The following is a 16,618-nucleotide window of genomic DNA, read 5'->3' as shown; positions in this document are numbered from 1 at the left end:
GGCACACGGTGTGCCCCGCCTTCCGGTCCAGCATCGTGTGCCGGCAGAACGCGCGCGTCAGCCCTGCGCGGTCACCTCGGTACAGCGATCGCAGTACGCGCGCGTCACCTTGCGGGGCGATCCGCCGGCGCGGGTCGACCGGGATACTGGGGGAGTGACGTCACCTCGCTCCGCCGCAGCAGCGGTCCCCGTCGGCGACGTCGTCGCGATCGCCACCGTCGTGCTCTTCGGAGTCCTGCCGTTCCCCGACGAGGACTTCCGCACGCGGGGCCTGCCGATGGTGATCGCGCTCGTCCCGGTCGCGGTGATGCCGCTGCGCCGACGACGGCCGATCACCGCGCTGGCGGTGAGCGTCGTCTGCGTCGTCGCCGTCGCGCTCGCGGGCACCCTCGCACCGGCTGCACTGGTCGCCGTCATGATCACGGCCTTCGCGGTCACGAACCGGACGCGCCGCACGGTCGGGCGCGCGTGCGTGGGCGCGGCCGCCTTCGTCGTGTTCCTCGTGAGCGCCGTCCCGCTCGGCGGTGAGCTCTTCCACCCCGGGGCGACGCAGTTCGTGACGCTCGTCGTCCTCGCCGGAGCCATGGGCGACGCCACCAGGTCACGTCGCGAGGCGCTCGCGGCCGTGACGGAGCGGGCCGAACGCGCCGAGCAGGGGCGGGACGAGGAGGCGCGGCGGCGCGTGGTCGAGGAGCGCGTGCGTATCGCCCGTGACCTGCACGACGTCGTCGCCCACCAGATCTCGGTGATCAGCCTGAGCGCGGGGGTCGCGTCGTCGTCGCTCGAGTCCCGGCCCGAGCGGGCCCGCGAGGCCCTCACCACCATCCGCAGCGCCTCGCGGACCGTCCTCGCCGACATCGGCGGCCTCTTGGCCATGCTGCGCGCGCAGGACGACGTCGAGCACCGCGACCTGCACCCGCAGGCGGGGCTGGCGCAGCTCGACGCGCTCGTCGAACGCTTCGCGGGCGTGGGCCTCGACGTCGTGCTGCGGAGAGAGTCGGGCCTCGTCGCCCTCTCGCCGGCCTGTGACCACGTCGCCTACCTCGCTCTCCAGGAGGGACTCACGAACGCGCACAAGCACGGCGCCGGTGACCGGGCCGTCGTCGACGTCCGCACGCGTGGCGGTGCGCTCGCGCTGAAGGTCACCAACCCGGTGCGGCAGGGTGGTGCCGACGCACCCCCGAGCGGCCACGGGTTGCGTGGGCTGCGCGAGCGGGTCGCGTCGGTGCGGGGTCGTGTGGAGGCGTCGACCGTGGACGGCGAGTTCCGGCTCGATGTCACCGTGCCCGCCGACAGGACCGTGCCCGCCGAACCAGGGGAGGGGCGATGATCACCGTCCTCGTGGTCGACGACCAGCCGCTGGTGCGCCAGGCGGTGCGCGACATCCTGACCGACAGCGGCGGTGTCCACGTCGTGGGCGAGGCGTCGAACGGTCGCGAGGCCGTGCGCGCGGCCGCGGCACTGGCTCCCGACGTCGTCCTGATGGACATCCGGATGCCCGAGCTCGACGGGATCTCCGCGACCGAGCAGATCTGCGCCGGACCGGCGGGCGACGCGACGCGCGTGCTCGTCCTCACGACCTTCGAGGAGGACGAGTACGTCGTCGCGGCCCTCCGTGCGGGCGCGAGCGGTTTCATCGGGAAGGGGGCCGAGCCCGAGGACATCGTTCGTGCGGTGCACACGGTTCATCTGGGCGAGTCGCTCCTGTCCTCCGCGGCGACGCGGGCGCTCATCCAGCGCTTCGTGCGCCGACAGTCGCCGCAGGAGAGCGCATGGGAGGACGAGGGGCTCGACCGCCTCACCGAGCGCGAGCGCGAGGTGTTCCTGCTCGTCGCGGGAGGGCTGACGAACCAGGAGATCGCGGTCGAGCTCGTGATCTCCGCGCACACCGCCAAGACGCACGTCAACCGGATCATGGCGAAGGTGCACGCCCGTGACCGGGCGCACCTGGTGATCCTCGCCTACGAGTCGGGGCTCGTCACGGCGCGTCCCTGACGTCGCCGCTGCGGCGACGGAGTCCTCCCGACGCACTGTGCCGGACGGCGTCCTCTGGGACGCCCGCCTTGTGAATGCCTGTGAGGCAGATCACACTGAAGGCGAGCGACGTGTCGGCCCCGGGGGAGTGCCTCATCAGGGGGAGTGTCGCCGACCGCCCGTCCAGGGCGGACCACGCCGAGCGCGAGGAGCCACCGATGAGCGAGCAGAGCACCCCCACCACGGGAGCCACGGGCGCGGGGGCCGTTCCGGGCCCACGGGAGAACGGCCCCGGGCGGCCACCACGCGAGAGTCCGGAGCGTGTCTCGGCACTCGCGTCCGAGCACGGCAGCACGACGATCGCGGACCAGGTCGTCGCCAAGATCGCGGGTATCGCGACCCGCAACGTCAAAGGGGTCTACGCGGTCGGTGGAGGAGCGGCCCGTGCGTTCGGCGCCATCCGCGAGTACATCCCCGGCAGCGGCAGCGACACCACCTCAGGAGTTCACGTCGAGGTCGGAGAGAGGCAGGCCGCCGTCGACCTGGACCTCGTCGCCGACTACGGGGTCTCGATCGCCGACCTGGCCCAGGCCGTGCGGCGAAGCGTCATCACGTCGATCGAACGCATGACAGGGCTCGAGGTCACCGAGGTCAACATCGACGTCAACGACGTCCACCTGCCCGACGACGACGCCGACGCGGGCTCGGGGCGGTCTGCACCCCGCGCGCAGACCTCCGCCGAGGGCGAGGAGGGTGGCGGGCGGGTTCGATGAACACCTCGTCACGCGCACCCTCTGGATCGCTGTCGGCCGACCAGGGCACTCGGTCGGTGACGCCGACTCCCCTGGAGGTCGCTGCAGCGTTCGACGGCCCGTCTCCCGAGCGGGCTCCGGGAGAGCCCGTGCCCGCACGTCGGCCCGACGCTCCACCGCGAGGTGATGCCACGTACCCGGTCGAGCCGGCGGACCGGGTGGCGGCTGCTGTGCTCGCCGTGCCAGGAGTGGTGCGCCTGCACCCCGGGGACCTCGGCGAGGTCGCCACCTACCTGCCCGGTCGTGCCGTCACCGGCGTGCGGCTCCGCCCCGACGAGGTCGAGGTGCATCTCGTGGTCTCGCCCGAGCGCCCCATCCCCGAGGTCGCCGGTCGCGTCCACGAGGCGGTGCGCGCAGTGGTCTCGGTTCCCGTCCACGTGTTCGTCGAGGACGTCGAGCCCCCGCCGACCTGATCGCCCGCGCCGAGTCCGTGGCGCCGTCCAAGGAGAACCCATGTCCGTGTCCACGACCGGCCTGCTGGTCGGCCTCCTGCTCGCCGTCGCCGCGATCCTCGGGGGCTTCTGGGGATTTCTCCTCGCCGTCGGCCTCGGAGGCGTCGGATGGGTCGTCGGGGCCCAGATCGAGGGGCGGATAGACCTCGGCGCGGTCGTCCGCGGCCGACGTCATGTCTGACCCGACCGAGAGGAGGCACGTCCTCCTCGACGACCCGTCCCTCGACGGACCGGAACCGGTCGACCCGTCGGGCCGGGGAGTGCTGCGCGTCGCCGATCGCGTGGTCGACAAGGTCGCTCGTGCGGCCGTGCTGGGGGTCGTCGGTGTCGCGCCCGCTGCGGCCACGGCCGGGACCGTGGGGAGGGCGTTGGGCAGGGCCTACCCGCAGGTCACGTGCGCACGTGCTGGCGACCGTGCCCGCGTGGTCCTCGAGATCGCCCTGGTGTGGCCCTCTCCGGCCGCCCGGGTCGCCCACGAGGTGTGCGAAGCCGTGACCGACCAGCTGCTCGCTCTCGCGGGGGTGCACGTGGACGAGGTCCGGACCACCGTCGCTCGCATCGTCGACCCGTCCGACGTCGCGGGGCCACCCAAGGAGCAGCGAGTCCGATGAGCGTTCCCACCGCGCCGCCCACCAGGGACGTCCCTGCCCCGGCCATGTCGCCGCGGGCCGGGCTCGCACTGACGTCGTGGGCCTTCGTGCTGGCGGCGCTCCTGCTGGCCGTCGCGGTCCTCGCCGGGCAGTCCGCGCTCGTGGCCCTGCGCGGGGAGGGCACGAGCTGGTTCGTCCTGCTCGCGGACGCCGCGGACGGGTTGCAGCCCGAGACGTGGGTCGGCGTGGTGGGGGTGCTCCTCGCGCTGCTCGGCCTCTGGTTGCTGTGGCAAGCAGCTCGTCCTCGACCGCGGACGACCCGGCGCATCTCTGCTGCGAGCGGCATCCACGTGCGCGCGGCCGACGTCGCCCGCTGGGTGAACGCGACGGCCCGAGACGTGCCCGGGGTGCTGGGCACCAGCACGTCGGTCTCTCCTACCGCGGTACGGGTCACTGTCCGCTCGACCGGCTCCCCGGACATCCTCGACGACGTCCGCGCCGAGGTCTCCCACCAGCTCTCGGCGTTCGAGCAGCCGCCGCGCCTGAGCGTGCGACCCGGCGAAGGGCAACGCTCGTGAACCGCACCGTCCTGCGGCTCGACCGCACCCTGCTCGCCCTCGCCGGCCTCGTCCTCGTCGTGGTCGGCGTCGCCGCCCTGCTGTGGACGACGGGAACCCTGGCCGAGATCTTCGACGGCGTCCCCGACGCGATCGACACGGGCGCCGCCCAGGACGCCGTGTCCCAGCCGTGGTGGCCCTACGCCGCCGCTGGCGTGGCCATCCTTCTCGCGGTCGTCTCCCTGTGGTGGATGCTCGCCCACCTGCCCGCCCGTTCCGTCCCCGAACAGGACCTGCCCGGCTCCACGCGCACCATGCGCCTGCGGATCTCCCGGGACGCCGTCGCTGACGCGACGGCCCGCGCCGCTCAGCAGGTTCCCGCCGTCCACCGGGCCGTCGCCACCTTGCGCGACGAGGGTCCCGAGCTCGTCCTGAGCCTGGTCGTGACCGTCGACCCTGCGACCGACCTGCCTGCGCTCGCAGCCCGGCTGGACGGGCTCCTCGCCGAGGCGGCGACCGTCCTGCCCGACGAGAGGCTCCGCTCTCGCACGACGCTGAGGATCAGGAGCAGCCGCCGACGCGACCGCACGGCGCGGGTGGCCTGACCGTCGGGTGTCGCCCGGGCTCCCGTGCGCGCGGCCGAGAGGGGTCCGGCGGACGACGGCCCGTCGTGGCACCACTACCCTTGACGCTCGTGAAGGTCACCATCACGACGCTCCAGATGCACCGCCCGTCGTCGCACGCGCCGCGCGCCCTGCCGGACGAGGTGCGCCTCGAGCGGACGGTCGCCGTCGCTCCCGAGTACGCCCGCTTCCTCTACGGCCTGGTCGGCGGGCCGTGGTTCTGGACCGACCGGCTCGGCTGGACGCGTGAGCAGTGGGTCGAGGAGCTCGAGGTGCCGGGGACGGAGTTCTGGGTCCTCTACGGGGAGGGCGGCCCGTGGGGCTACGTCCACCTCCATCCCCTCGTCGCTGCTGACGGGACCCACGTCGAGATCCGGTACTTCGGCCTGGCCGAGCGGGCGATCGGTCGTGGCCTGGGTGGCCCGCTCCTCGAGCACGGCATCGCGGCCGCCTGGTCGCTCGCCGAGCGCACCGACGTCCCGCCGACCACCCGCGTCTGGGTCCACACCTGCACGCTCGACGGTCCCGCGGCGCTCGCGAACTACCAGGCGCGGGGTCTGGTGGTCTGCGGGACCGAGGAGACCGACGAGGACATGCCTGGCGAACCCCTCGGGTCCTGGGTCTCCACGGGCGGCCCGGCCTCGGCCGTCGCTCGGCCGATCGGGTAGTGCGTCCGTCGGGGTCGAGGCCGGACGGTCAGCCGGACCTGTCCGAGGAGGCAAGCTCCGCCTGGTGTGCGTACCAGTCCGTGGCGCTGAGCAAGCACTGGAGGAGGCGATCGTCAGCGGTCCTCTCGGTCCCGGTGGCGCGGTCGAGGTCCTCGCGGACGTCCACGCAGACCTCGCGGGGTGTGGGTCGGGGCTCCCCGGCGAGGTCCGCCGCGGCAGCGGCGTCCTCGATCGCGCTCTCGACCGTCAGACGCTGCGCCTGCGCGACGCCCCGGGGGCCGTCGTTCGGAAACGACGACGGAGTCTCGTACCCGAACATGGCAGGGCAGTCGCCCAGGCAGCCGTCCTGGCCGTACCCGTTGCGGTAGGCGTTGATCGTGAAGAAGCCACCGAACGCGGGAATCTCGCCATCGACCTTGCTGAGCGAGATGACGTCGAGGGGCAGGCCGGCCGCGTCCTTCATCAGCGAGTCGGGCAGGACCACCGAGGAGACGAGGGTGCCGTCCGCGGCAGGGAACAGGTCCCAGGAGATCAGACGCCGCTCGTTCCGGCCGGGCGGCCCGCCGGCAGAGGCCTCCACGGGGACTCCCAGGCCGATGACGACCTGGCGGTCACCGTCGGGAGAGGTCGCCGAGGCCGCGGTGGCGTCCGAGCTCAGCAGCATCGTGCCGGCGGCGTTCCCGGCCCGGAGCTCTCGGAGGTCGGCGTCGTCCCCCTCGTACACGGCGTTGACGGCTCGATACTGGGTGCTGAGTCTGCTGACGACGAAGAGTCGCGTGCCCGCCGTCCAGCCGGGCACCCTGGTGTCGATGACCAGCCCCCCGCCGGCGCGTGCAGACGTCGTCGGGTCGGTGGGGATCTCGATCCCGGGCGTGAGCCGAGTCGAGGAAGCCGGCGCCACGGTGGCGATCCCGACGCGTGGAAGGGCCATCGCGGCCAGGGCGACCACTGCCATGCAGGCAACGGACAGCAGGGCGATCCGTGCCGTGCGTCTGCGGACGCGGCGCTTGACCAGGGCGAGAGCCGGAGTGCCCGGCAGGTGCTCTACAGGGATCACCTCGTCGGCGAGGGAGCGGAGCTCCGCTGCGAAGTCGTCGTGCTCAGTCATGGCTCGCTCCCGCCGTCGGGGTGGTCGTGCCGGTCAGCTCTGCGCGGAGCCGGGCGAGCCCCCGCGAGGCGGTGGACTTCACCGTTCCGTGCGGCATGCCCAGCTCGCGGGCGACCTCCGCCTCGGAGAGGTCGAGCAGGTGGCGCAGGACGACCACGCGCCTCTGCCGGACCGGCAGGAGCAGCAAGGCGCGCACGAGCTCGTCACGCACCGCGATCTCGGCTGTACGGTCCGAGACCGCACCCGTCAGGTGGTCCTCGGGCTCGATCAGGACCTCACGTCGGGTACGCCGCCACGTGTCGATCTTGAGGTTCGTCAGGATCCTCCGCGCGTAGACGAAGGGGTCACCGTCCCGGGCGCGCGCCCAGGACCGATAGGTCCGTTCGAGCGTGGCCTTCGGCCCGGTGGTGGTCGCCGCTGATCAGGAACGCGATCCTTCTCAGGCGGCCGCCGTGCGTCTCCACGAAGTCGACGAACTCCGCGTCGCGGTTCACCGTCCCCGCAGCCAGGTACCGGACCGTGACGGCGCCGTCCGCCCACAGGATCTCGTCCTCCGTCACGCCTACCTCAGTGCTCGTCATCTGACCCACGACATCCCTGCATGTCCTCCACCACGCACGAGCCCGTCGATCGGTTCCCTCGCGGCCGGATCGGTCTCAGGGCACTCTCCCGGGGCAGCCCTGACCGCATCCGCCCGCGACCGGGAGACCTCTCGACCGGGTCCGGCGGCCCCGCGGGCGCACAGGACGACGGCGAGGCCGCCGGCGACCGTGGGCCACGTGAGGTGCTCGCGCAGGAGGAGCGCGGCCCACAGGATGCTCAGGACGGGTTGGACGAGCTGCGCCTGGCGGACGATCGTCGAGGCGCTCCGCTCGCTGCCCTGACGAGCGTCCGCCGTCTGCCAGCGCCGGCGCCGGCCGCCACCCGCTGGCGGCCGGACGCCGGAGCGCTCACCCCGCCAGCGTGCTGCGCTCGTGCAGCCGGCCAGCGGCGTCGAGCTCGAGGACGGTGTCGATCCCGAGCCGTTCGAGGAACGCATGGTCGTGGCTGACCACGAGCAGGGCGCCGCGGTAGCCGTCGAGCGCCTGCGCGAGCTGCTCGACGCTCGCGATGTCGAGGTTGTTGGTGGGTTCGTCGAGCACGAGGAGCTGTGCGGGCGGGTCCGCGAGGAGCAGCGTGGCGAGGGACACACGAAAGCGCTCCCCTCCTGAGAGCGAGGCAACAGGACGGTCGGCACCGGCGCCGCGGAGGAGGAGGCGGGCGAGCTGGTTGCGGATCGCCCCGGTCTCCATGCCCGGCGCGACGGCCTTGACGTTGTCGACGGCGCTCGCGTCCTCGAGGAGACCGTCCAGGCGCTGCGGGAGGTAGCCGACCCGGTCCGTCAGGAGCGTCCCGTGCGCGCGTCCCTCGACGGGGGCGCTCCCGCTCACGAGCTGCTGGAGGAGCGTCGACTTCCCCGACCCGTTCGGCCCGACCAGCGCGACCCGCTCCGGGCCCTGGACGACGACGTCGCGTCCCTGGCCGTGCAGCTCGGCGAGGCGGCGGCCACGCGGTACGTCGGGATCGGGCAGGACGAGGTGGATGTGCTCCTCCTCGCGGACGCGCGCGTCGGCCGCGTCGACGGCGGCCTGCGCGGTCCGGACCTTGTCGTCGGCCGTCGACCGCATCGCCCCGGCGGACCCTTGCGCCTTGCTCGCGCGTGCACCCGCGAGGATCTTGGGGATACCGCCGTCCTTCTGGGTCTTCCTGGCCGTGCGCTCACGGCGGGCGAGCTTGGTCTCGGCCTCGACCCGCTGGCGCTTCTCGACCTTCAGGGCCTGCTGCGCCCCGCGGGCCGCCTGCAGCGCGGCGGCCTGCTCCTGCTCCTGGTGGGCTGCCCAGGCGCTGTAGGGGCCGCCGTACATCCCGAGCGAACCGGCGTGGAGCTCGGCGGTGTGGTCCATGTGCTCGAGCAGCTCGAGGTCGTGGCTCACGACGACGAGCGTCCCGGGCCAGGTGTCGACGAACCGTGCGAGCGTGGCTCGGGTCGCGCGGTCGAGGTTGTTGGTCGGTTCGTCGAGCAGCGTGATCGCGGTGCGCCGGATGCGGAGCCCCGTGATGGCGATGAGCATCGCCTCGCCGCCCGAGACCTCGGCGACGCGCCGGTCGAGGTCGGCTGCGCCGAAACCGATCTCGTGGAGGGCCTCGTCGGCGCGGGACTCGATGTCCCAGTCGTCACCGATCGCTTCGAAGTGGCGTTCGTCGACGTCGCCCGACTCGATCGCACGCAGTGCCGCGAGGACCGTGTCGATCCCGAGGAGCTCGGCCACGGTGGTCGAGCCGGTGAGGGTGAGGGTCTGCGGGAGGTAGCCGACGTCGCCCGCGAGGTCGACGCGACCCGAGGTGGGGGTGAGCCGCCCGGCGATCAGGCGCAGCAGGGTGGACTTCCCCGTGCCGTTGCGGCCCACGAGTCCTGTGCGCCCCGTGGTGAACGTGCCGTCGAGCCGGTCCAGCGCGACGCTGCCGTCGGGCCACTCGAACGAGAGCTGGTGGAGGGTGACGGCTGATCGGATGGCCATGGAACGTGCTCCTTCGGCCCAGGTGAGGGCGGTAGGTCTGAGGAGGGGACGAGCCGGTGCGGTCCGCGGACGACGTCCTCGGTGCCCCTCGTCGTGGCGGCGTCCTCGTCGCGACCCCGGGCGCGCGAGGGCGCGTCCGGGCGAGAGGCTGCCGCGCAGGTCGAGGGAGCTCCCCGGGGAGCGGTGCGCGGACCGGCGGGCGAGGGACACGACCGACCAGGGTCCGGGGCGAGGGAAGGGCTCGTGAGGATGGCCGTCAGCACAGGGTCCAGCCCAGGTCGACGACGGGAGTCGCTCGATCAGGGAGGGCGGGGCGTCACGGGGCGTGGTCCACGAGGGTCCACCGGAGGTCGGTGCGTCACGAACGTGCCGGTACGGCTCCTGCTGGGCTCAGCAGCGAAGCGTCTCCTCGGACGCCGGCGTCGGCGACGAGGGGAAGGGGTTATTCACCCAGGGTGCGAGGCACGCCTGACGAACAGTGATGGCCACCGGCAGCTCGGTGGCTAGATTCTGTCGACCTCGATATCCATGCCAGCGAGCATACCTGCTGCGCGAAGCGGCCCCGTGCGGCCCCGTGCGGCACGTGCCGCGCCCTGCGGCCGCCGACCGTGTCGAGAACCGGCCGCCGGTTCCGACCACGGGGTGAGCGTGCCACGCTGGGCACGACGGGACGAGAGGAGAGACCCATGGCCAGGTACCTGGTGGGTGTGGACTTCCGGGCGGGGGCCGACGAGACCCCGATGGACGAGTGGGCACCCGAGGAGGTGACGGCGCACCTCGAGTACTACGGGGTGCTCAACGCCGAGCTGGTCGCGAGCGGGGAGCTCGTCGAGACCGTGGTCCTCACGGGCCCCGACCTCGCCAAGGTGGTGCGTTCGGACGGCACCGCACCGGTCGTCACCGACGGGCCGTTCGCCGAGTTCAAGGAGTGGCTCGCCGGCTACCAGATCGTCGACGTGGAGTCCGAGGCACGAGCGCTCGAGATCGCCGCGCGTGTCTCGGCGGTGCCCGGGCGCGGGGGCAGGCCCACGCAGCAGCCAATCCAGGTGCGCCGCCTCATGGACGACTCGCCGTCGGACGCCGCCGAGATGGCAGCGTTCCTCGACACGGCCAAGGGAGCGGGCTGATCGCTGCCACGGCCGTCGAGGACCTGCTGCGCGATCTCGCGCCGCAGGTCCTCGGCACGCTCGCGCGCCGCTCGGGCGACTTCGTGGGGGCCGAGGACGCCGTCCAGGAGGCGCTCCTCGTGGCCGTGACGACGGGGGGGCCGACGGCGTCCCGGAGCACCCCCGCGCCTGGTTGCAGCAGGTGGCCTCACGGCGTCTGGTCGACGCCCAGCGCAGCGAGATCGCCCGGCGGCGCCGCGAGCGGGCGCTCGCGGCGGGCCAGGTCCCGGGGGCCGAGCCGTCTGCGCGCGACGACTCGCTCGCGCTCCTGTTCGGCTGCTGCCACCCGGACCTGACGCCGCCGTCGGCCGTCGCACTCACGCTGAGGGCGGTCGCCGGCCTGACCACCGCCGAGGTGGCGCGTGCCTACGGCGTGCCCGAGCCGACCATGGCGCAGCGCATCAGCCGGGCCAAGCAGACGGTCGCGGCGTCGGACCGCCCGCTGGTGGTGCCGGGACCAGGGGAGTGGCCGGCGCGGCTCCGGCCGGTCCTGCACGTGCTGTACGTCCTGTTCACCGAGGGCCACACGGCGTCGACCGGCCCTTCGCTGCGGCGAGTGGACCTGACCGACGAGGCGATCCGACTGACCCGGTGGTTGCACCGCGCGGTCCCGGGCGACCCCGAGGTGAGCGGGCTGCTGGCACTGATGCTCCTGACCGACGCCCGGCAGCCCGCCCGGACGGACGCCGCCGGCGACGTCGTGCCCCTCGCTCGGCAGGACCGCGCGCGCTGGGACCGCGCCCTGATCGCCGAGGGCCTGTCGCTCCTCGACAGGACGCTCGTCCGGGGCGATGTGGGCGAGTACCAGCTCCAGGCCGCGATCGCCGCGGTGCACGCCCGGGCGCGGACGGCCGAGGACACCGACTGGCCGCGGGTCGTCGACCTCTACGAGCTGCTCGAGCGGATGACGGGCAGCCCCGTCGTCACGCTCAACCGGGCGGTCGCGGTCGCCATGGTCGAGGGGCCGGACGCCGGGCTCGCGGTCCTCGAGGGGATCGGCCCGGTCCCGGGCGACCCGCACCGGGTCGACGTCGTGCGCGCGCACCTCCTGGAACGAGCAGGGCGCCCGACGGCGGCGCTCGAGCACTACCGTCGGGCGGCGGCCCGCGCGACGAGCGTTCCGGAGCAGCGGCACCTGGCCGCCCAGGTCGCGCGCCTGGCGGGGACCGCGGGCTGACTCCGCCGCGCACGACTCCGCCGAGGTCCCTAGGCTGGTCCCAGCGATCCGGCGACGGTCACCGGAGGTCGCCCGCTCGAGCGGACGAGGCACCCGAGCCGAGGTGGGCACATGGGCACCGCACCGGAGGAGAAGGCTCCCGCAGCGACGGGGAACAGGCGGCTCATGCTGCTGCTCGCGGCCGCGATGTTCGTCCTGGTCGTCGACACCTCGCTCATGAACGTCTCGATCTCGGCCGTGGTCGAGGACCTCGACACCACGGCGAGCGGCGTCCAGTCGGCCATCGCGCTCGAGGCTCTGGTCTCTGCCGCCTTCATCCTCATCAACAGCAAGGTCGGCGACCTGATCGGGCGCAAGCGCGCCTACGTCCTGGGTCTGCTCGCGTACGCGACGGGCGCCCTGGCCATGACGCTCGCGCAGAGCCTCACGGCGATCGTCGTGTTCTGGGCGATCGTCGGCGGGCTGGGCGCGTCGTTGCTGCTGCCCGCGATGCAGTCGCTGATCCACGGCAACTTCTCGGGCGCCGACCAGAAGAAGGCGTACGCGCTGGTCGGGGCCTCCGCCGCGATCGCCGCGGCGGTGGGCCCGCTCCTCGGCGGGTTCGTCACGACCTACCTGTCGTGGCGGGTCGGGTTCGCGCTCGAGGTGGTCATCATCGCCGTCGTCCTGAGCCAGATCGGCCTGGTGCGGGACGTGCCGTTCACGGGCTCCCGACAGGTCGACCTCGTGGGCGCGGTCCTGTCCGTGATCGGCATGGGCGGGGTGGTGCTCGGCATCCTCGTCTGGCAGGAGGGCGGCGAGCTCGTCGGTGTGCTCCTGGCCGTCGGGGTCGTCGCGCTCGTGCTCCTGGCCCGATGGCTGGTCCGGCGCCAGCGCGCGCACCGGGTGCCGCTGCTCGACCCGGACCTCTTCCGCCATCCGCACTTCACCACGGGTGTCACAGGGCAGATGCTGCAGCAGATCATGCTGGGCGGCGCGATGATCGCGCTCCCGCTCTTCTTCCAGATGACTCTCGAGTACGACGCCCTCCAGGCCGGGCTCTCGCTCGCCCCCTTGTCGCTCACCATGTTCGCGGCAGCGGTCGTGGCGGGCCGGCGATCCGGGTCTCGCCGCCCCGCCGAGATCATCCGCACCGGCTTCGTGCTGGCGAGCGTCGGGATCGCGCTCGTCATCCCGTTCGTCCCGCGCGTGGACAGCGGCTGGTACCTCGTCCTCCCGCTCGCGATCACCGGGTGCGGCCTGGGCCTGCTGGTGTCCCAGCTCAACAACTACACGCTCGCCCCGGTCGAGGAGGAGCGTGTCAGCGAGGCGGCGGGCGTCAACTCGGCCGCTGGATCGTTCGGCCTGTCGTTCGGGCTCGCCATGGCCGGGGGCCTCATGCTCGCCTCGCTCTCGCTCGGGTTCACCCAGATGACGCAGAGCAGCGCGGTCATCCCCGCCGCCGAGCAGCAGCAGATCGCCGCTGCGCTCGAGGAGGACGCCGAGGTCATGAGCACGTCCCGGCTCGCCGAGCAGATCACGGGTCAGCCCCCGGCCGTGGAGGCCGAGGTGCTGGCGATCAACGACCGGGCGCGCGACCGGTCGCTGCAGGTCGCGCTGCTCGTCCCGCTCCTGGCCGGACTGCTCGGGCTGGGCAACTCGTTCCGAATGCTGCGCCTGCCGGACCAGAAGCCGAGGTCGTCGCTCGACGGCCTGGACCTGGGCTGACCGGTCGGTCCTCCCCGCGTCGTCACGGCCGTGCCGGCCCGGGGAACCCCGTCCAGCGCAGTTCGACCGGCAGGTGGGCCATGTCGTTGAACAGCACGAGCGCCGGCGGCAGGCTCGTCCGGTACTCGATGACCGTCAGCGCGGCGTTGGCGCTGCTCAGACCGAGCCACCGGGCCTCCGGCGCGTCCATCGCGTGCCGCACGAGCCACGCGACGGGGTAGTCGTGCGTGACCAGGACCTCGTGGACGTCGGCGGTCCGGCGCCCCGCGCTCGCCTCGGCGTCGTCGTACCCGTCGAAGAACCCGACCCACGGCGCGGGCGTCTCGGCCGGCGCGGGGACGTGGGGGACGTGGTCGACGAGCTCGGGAGCCTCGGCCAGGACCGCGTGCGGCACGTGGCGCGCCAGCTCGTGCGCGGACGCGACGGCCCGGGGGAGCGGGGAGTGCCAGACGGCCGTCACGGGCACCCGTGCGAGGCGCTCGCCCAGCAGGTTCGCCTGCCGCCTCCCCGCGGCCGTGAGCTCCCCGAACGCGTCGGCCGCCCCGTGCCGAGCGAGGTACAGATGTCTGGTCCCCATGGATCGTCCCCTCGGGTCAGGTGCTCGTCGTGACGGTGCCGGCAGTGCCGTCGATCGTGACCGGGCTGCCGTCCGGGATCAGGACGGTCGCCCCCAACGATCCCGAGGACCGCGGGGATGCGGCGCTCGCGGGCGATGATCGCCGCGTGGGACAGGACCCCGCCGGTCTCGGTGACGACACCCGCGGCGATCCGCAGCAAGGGGGTCCACGCGGGATCCGTGAAGGGGCAGACGAGGACGTCACCGGGGCGGACGCGGGAGAAGTCGGACGGGTCGCGGACGACTCGCGCGGTGCCCGTGGCGGTCCCGGTGCTGCCCGCCGTGCCCGTCAGGCGGTTCGCCGACGGAGCAGGTGGCCCGGCCGGGGAGGGGCGGGCCGGGTGGGAGGGATGGGTCGACGGCGAGGGCGCCCCCTGGGTTGCGGACGGCATCGGTGGCATCGGTGGACGTGCGGCGGTGACGGGCCGGGCCTGCACCACCCAGGTCCGGCCGCGGGCGATCGCCCACTCGATGTCCTGCGCTCCGCCGAGAAGCGCCACGACCCTCCGTCCGAGGCGAGCGAGCCGCCTCGCGGTCTCGTCGTCGAGCGTGGGCCGGATCCGTCCGTCGGCGGGCACGTCGCTCAGGGTGAGCCCGGTGCCGCGCCGGTCGAGGCGGGTGCGCTTGTCGGCGACGGTGCGCCCGACGCTGCCGTCGGCCGCGACGCGGTAGGAGTCCGGGGTTACCGTGCCCCCGACGACGCTCGGGCCGAGGCCCCACGAGGCCTCGATGACGGTCACGCCGTCCGGTGCGGCGGGCGCGAACACGACCCCCGAGATCTCGGCGTCGACGAGCCGCTGGACCAGCACGGCCATGGACCCGGCGTCGGCCGGCTCGTCGTGCGCGGCGCCGCGGCGGTACGCGGTGGCACGCGGCGAGTGCAGCGAGGCCCAGCAGGCGCGCACGGCCTGCGCGACGCCGTCGACCCCCTGCACCGCCAGGACGCTCTCGTGCTGACCCGCGGCGGACGCCTCACCCGTGTCCTCGGACGAGGCCGACGAGCGCACGGCGACCGGCGGGTCGCCGAGAGCGGCGAGCCCGTGGGTCAGCCGGTCGCGCAAGGCCGCGGGCAGCGGCGCGGCCGGCCCTGCGTGGGCGGGGCCCTCCGGTCCGTCGACCGCGACGTCGAGGCGCCCGTTCCCGAGGGCTTCGCGGTGCGCGTCGAGCGGCACGACGAACCCGTCAGGCACGGCGAACCCGGCGCGCAGGAGCATGCCGAGCGTTCCCGCCTTGCCTCCGCAGGTCTCCTGCGTCGCCTCCGAGAGAGGGATGAGCATCCCGGCCACCTTCAACAGAGTGTTGACAACAATTCGTTGATTCTGCAGGATCCTCGTATGGCACGCAAGGACGACCCCGCACTGACGGCACGCACCGCGGACGCGGCGCGCGCCGACCACGACCAGGCGCGCCGCGAGCACGTAGCGCGCGAGCACCTGCTGAGCCTCGGGGCGGACGCGCTCGCGAACCGCCCGTGGCAGCCCGCGCCGGTCCCGCCGTCGGCCGTGGACCTCGCTCGGTTCGCGCTCTGGCGCTCCACGGACCTGGCTCCGGGAGACCTGCTCAGCGCGCTCGCGCTCCTGCCCGCTGCGCGCGCCGAGGTCGACGGGCTCGAGGACGGCCTGCTGTTCACGGCCCGCAGCGCAGGCCTGACGTGGGCCCAGATCGCCGACGCGATGGGGTTCAACTCCCCGCAGGCCTGTCAGCAGCACTACCACCGGCTCGCGGCCAGGCAGGGAGACCGCTCGTGACGCAGGACTCCCCGGTCGACCTGCTCGTGCTGCACGCGGTCCGCATCACCGGGTTCGCCGACGTCCCGGCTCTCGCTCGCCGGTTCGGGACCGGCCTGGACGAGACGACCGAGCTGCTCGAGGACGCCGAGGCGCGCGGCTGGGTCCAGCGGTCCGCCTTCGCGGGGCTCGGCGGCTGGTCGCTCACGGTCGCGGGGCGCACCGAGAACGAGCGGCAGCTCGCGAGCGAGCTCGCACGCACGGGGCGCGAGGGCGACGTGCGCGAGGCCTACCGGGAGTTCCTCCCGCTCAACGCGCGCCTGCAGCGGGCCTGTACCGACTGGCAGCTGCGGCCTGTGCCCGGCGACCGCCTCGCCCCCAACGACCACACCGACCCCGCGTGGGACGCCGGGGTGCTGGGCGAGCTCGCCGCGATCGACCGCGACCTCGCCCCGCTCGGGCGACGCCTGAGCGACGTGCTCGCCCGGTTCGGGGGCTACGACGAGCGGTTCGCCACGGCGCTCGGTCGGGTGCAGGCGGGCGACGGCGGCTGGGTCGACCGCACCGACGTCGACTCGTGCCACCGGGTCTGGTTCGAGCTCCACGAGGACCTCGTCGCGACCTTGGGCGTCGACCGGGGCGCGGGGACCTGACCGCCGCGCGCACGGCGCGCGAGCCGGTCCTCTGGTGGGGGCGTCGGTCCGCGATGACCCTCCGTCGCGGCACGAGGGGTTGACGGGCCACCGTGTGTGAGCGCTAACATGCTCGTGCCCGGCACTGGTGCCGAGCAGTCACGGGCACCGCGCCCGGCCCGCCCGCCCTCCTGAGCCGCCCGACGACCCCCGGGTCGCCCGAGCCTGACGCGCCCGCCCCCGCTCCGCCC

The 16,618-nt window shown here is 73.7% G+C and carries 20 protein-coding genes and 1 pseudogene; 14 read left to right on the top strand and 7 right to left on the bottom strand.

Annotated elements, in window-relative coordinates:
- Positions 1-154 precede the first annotated feature (154 nt).
- The 9 genes from ACFWGN_RS14345 to ACFWGN_RS14305 all read left to right on the top strand — a co-directional run bounded on the left by ACFWGN_RS14345 (position 155) and on the right by ACFWGN_RS14305 (position 5,676).
- Positions 155-1,330: a sensor histidine kinase gene (locus ACFWGN_RS14345; RefSeq protein WP_377617673.1), complete on the top strand. Its 1,176-nt coding sequence runs from the start codon at positions 155-157 to the stop codon at positions 1,328-1,330.
- Complete coding sequence (locus tag ACFWGN_RS14340; RefSeq protein WP_377617671.1) at positions 1,327-1,995, top strand: response regulator; 669 nt, start codon at positions 1,327-1,329, stop codon at positions 1,993-1,995. The genes ACFWGN_RS14345 and ACFWGN_RS14340 overlap by 4 nt, the downstream gene beginning before the upstream one ends.
- Before the next feature lie 197 nt (positions 1,996-2,192).
- Complete coding sequence (locus ACFWGN_RS14335; protein WP_377617669.1) at positions 2,193-2,747, top strand: Asp23/Gls24 family envelope stress response protein; 555 nt, start codon at positions 2,193-2,195, stop codon at positions 2,745-2,747.
- A gap of 209 nt (positions 2,748-2,956) precedes the next feature.
- Positions 2,957-3,199: a hypothetical protein gene (locus tag ACFWGN_RS14330; protein ID WP_377617667.1), complete on the top strand. Its 243-nt coding sequence runs from the start codon at positions 2,957-2,959 to the stop codon at positions 3,197-3,199.
- 40 nt (positions 3,200-3,239) lie between these two features.
- The gene (locus tag ACFWGN_RS14325) at positions 3,240-3,419 is read left to right on the top strand and encodes a DUF2273 domain-containing protein (protein WP_377617665.1); all 180 of its coding nucleotides are present in this window, start codon (positions 3,240-3,242) and stop codon (positions 3,417-3,419) included.
- Entirely contained in the window at positions 3,412-3,849 is a 438-nt protein-coding gene (locus tag ACFWGN_RS14320; RefSeq protein ID WP_377617664.1) for an Asp23/Gls24 family envelope stress response protein, read from the top strand. Before ACFWGN_RS14325 ends, ACFWGN_RS14320 begins: the two co-directional genes overlap by 8 nt.
- Positions 3,846-4,406, top strand: a complete 561-nt coding sequence (locus ACFWGN_RS14315) for a DUF6286 domain-containing protein (protein WP_377617663.1) — start codon at positions 3,846-3,848, stop codon at positions 4,404-4,406. Before ACFWGN_RS14320 ends, ACFWGN_RS14315 begins: the two co-directional genes overlap by 4 nt.
- Positions 4,403-4,990: a hypothetical protein gene (locus tag ACFWGN_RS14310; RefSeq protein ID WP_377617661.1), complete on the top strand. Its 588-nt coding sequence runs from the start codon at positions 4,403-4,405 to the stop codon at positions 4,988-4,990. Before ACFWGN_RS14315 ends, ACFWGN_RS14310 begins: the two co-directional genes overlap by 4 nt.
- An 89-nt stretch (positions 4,991-5,079) precedes the next feature.
- Positions 5,080-5,676, top strand: a complete 597-nt coding sequence (locus ACFWGN_RS14305) for a GNAT family N-acetyltransferase (protein WP_377617659.1) — start codon at positions 5,080-5,082, stop codon at positions 5,674-5,676.
- A gap of 28 nt (positions 5,677-5,704) precedes the next feature.
- Here ACFWGN_RS14305 and ACFWGN_RS14300 read toward each other — a convergent pair whose 3' ends face one another.
- The 5 genes and pseudogenes from ACFWGN_RS14300 to ACFWGN_RS14280 all read right to left on the bottom strand — a co-directional run bounded on the left by ACFWGN_RS14300 (position 5,705) and on the right by ACFWGN_RS14280 (position 9,342).
- Positions 5,705-6,784 (bottom strand): hypothetical protein, encoded by a 1,080-nt coding sequence (locus ACFWGN_RS14300; RefSeq protein WP_377617658.1) that lies wholly within the window; start codon positions 6,782-6,784, stop codon positions 5,705-5,707.
- Complete coding sequence (locus ACFWGN_RS14295; protein WP_377617894.1) at positions 6,777-7,088, bottom strand: sigma-70 family RNA polymerase sigma factor; 312 nt, start codon at positions 7,086-7,088, stop codon at positions 6,777-6,779. The genes ACFWGN_RS14300 and ACFWGN_RS14295 overlap by 8 nt, the downstream gene beginning before the upstream one ends.
- 40 nt (positions 7,089-7,128) lie before the next feature.
- Complete coding sequence (locus tag ACFWGN_RS14290) at positions 7,129-7,365, bottom strand: hypothetical protein (RefSeq protein ID WP_377617656.1); 237 nt, start codon at positions 7,363-7,365, stop codon at positions 7,129-7,131.
- 146 nt (positions 7,366-7,511) lie between these two features.
- Positions 7,512-7,637 (bottom strand): annotated as a pseudogene (locus ACFWGN_RS14285) (EamA family transporter); the annotation flags it as partial.
- 97 nt (positions 7,638-7,734) lie between these two features.
- Entirely contained in the window at positions 7,735-9,342 is a 1,608-nt protein-coding gene (locus tag ACFWGN_RS14280) for an ABC-F family ATP-binding cassette domain-containing protein (RefSeq protein WP_377617654.1), read from the bottom strand.
- Between the two features lie 686 nt (positions 9,343-10,028).
- Between ACFWGN_RS14280 and ACFWGN_RS14275 the strand changes: the two genes are divergently transcribed.
- The 3 genes from ACFWGN_RS14275 (at position 10,029) to ACFWGN_RS14265 (ending at position 13,392) form a co-directional block, all read left to right on the top strand.
- Positions 10,029-10,469, top strand: a complete 441-nt coding sequence (locus ACFWGN_RS14275) for a YciI family protein (protein ID WP_377617652.1) — start codon at positions 10,029-10,031, stop codon at positions 10,467-10,469.
- 181 nt (positions 10,470-10,650) lie between these two features.
- The gene (locus ACFWGN_RS14270; RefSeq protein ID WP_377617651.1) at positions 10,651-11,685 is read left to right on the top strand and encodes an RNA polymerase sigma factor; all 1,035 of its coding nucleotides are present in this window, start codon (positions 10,651-10,653) and stop codon (positions 11,683-11,685) included.
- 111 nt (positions 11,686-11,796) lie between these two features.
- Positions 11,797-13,392: an MFS transporter gene (locus tag ACFWGN_RS14265; protein WP_377617649.1), complete on the top strand. Its 1,596-nt coding sequence runs from the start codon at positions 11,797-11,799 to the stop codon at positions 13,390-13,392.
- A 22-nt stretch (positions 13,393-13,414) separates the two neighbouring features.
- On the opposite strand, the gene ACFWGN_RS14260 is transcribed toward ACFWGN_RS14265, so the two are convergent.
- Both ACFWGN_RS14260 and ACFWGN_RS14255 read right to left on the bottom strand, forming a co-directional pair.
- On the bottom strand, positions 13,415-13,954 hold the full coding sequence (locus ACFWGN_RS14260) for a histidine phosphatase family protein (RefSeq protein ID WP_377617892.1): 540 nt from the start codon (positions 13,952-13,954) through the stop codon (positions 13,415-13,417).
- Positions 13,849-15,285, bottom strand: a complete 1,437-nt coding sequence (locus ACFWGN_RS14255) for a PEP/pyruvate-binding domain-containing protein (RefSeq protein ID WP_377617647.1) — start codon at positions 15,283-15,285, stop codon at positions 13,849-13,851. Before ACFWGN_RS14255 ends, ACFWGN_RS14260 begins: the two co-directional genes overlap by 106 nt.
- A 57-nt stretch (positions 15,286-15,342) precedes the next feature.
- Here ACFWGN_RS14255 and ACFWGN_RS14250 point away from each other — a divergent pair, with 57 nt between their 5' ends.
- Positions 15,343-15,756, top strand: coding sequence for a DNA-binding protein (locus tag ACFWGN_RS14250; protein ID WP_377617645.1), 414 nt, complete (start codon positions 15,343-15,345; stop codon positions 15,754-15,756).
- Positions 15,753-16,388, top strand: coding sequence for a transcriptional regulator (locus ACFWGN_RS14245; protein ID WP_377617643.1), 636 nt, complete (start codon positions 15,753-15,755; stop codon positions 16,386-16,388). Before ACFWGN_RS14250 ends, ACFWGN_RS14245 begins: the two co-directional genes overlap by 4 nt.
- Positions 16,389-16,618: the final 230 nt, after the last annotated feature.

It is taken from the genome of Oerskovia sp. NPDC060338, from assembly GCF_042726295.1.
In the GTDB taxonomy this organism is placed as follows: Bacteria; Actinomycetota; Actinomycetes; order Actinomycetales; family Cellulomonadaceae; genus Oerskovia; species Oerskovia merdavium.
Note: the sequence above shows the minus strand (reverse complement) of the source record. Positions and strands in the feature narration are given on the sequence as shown.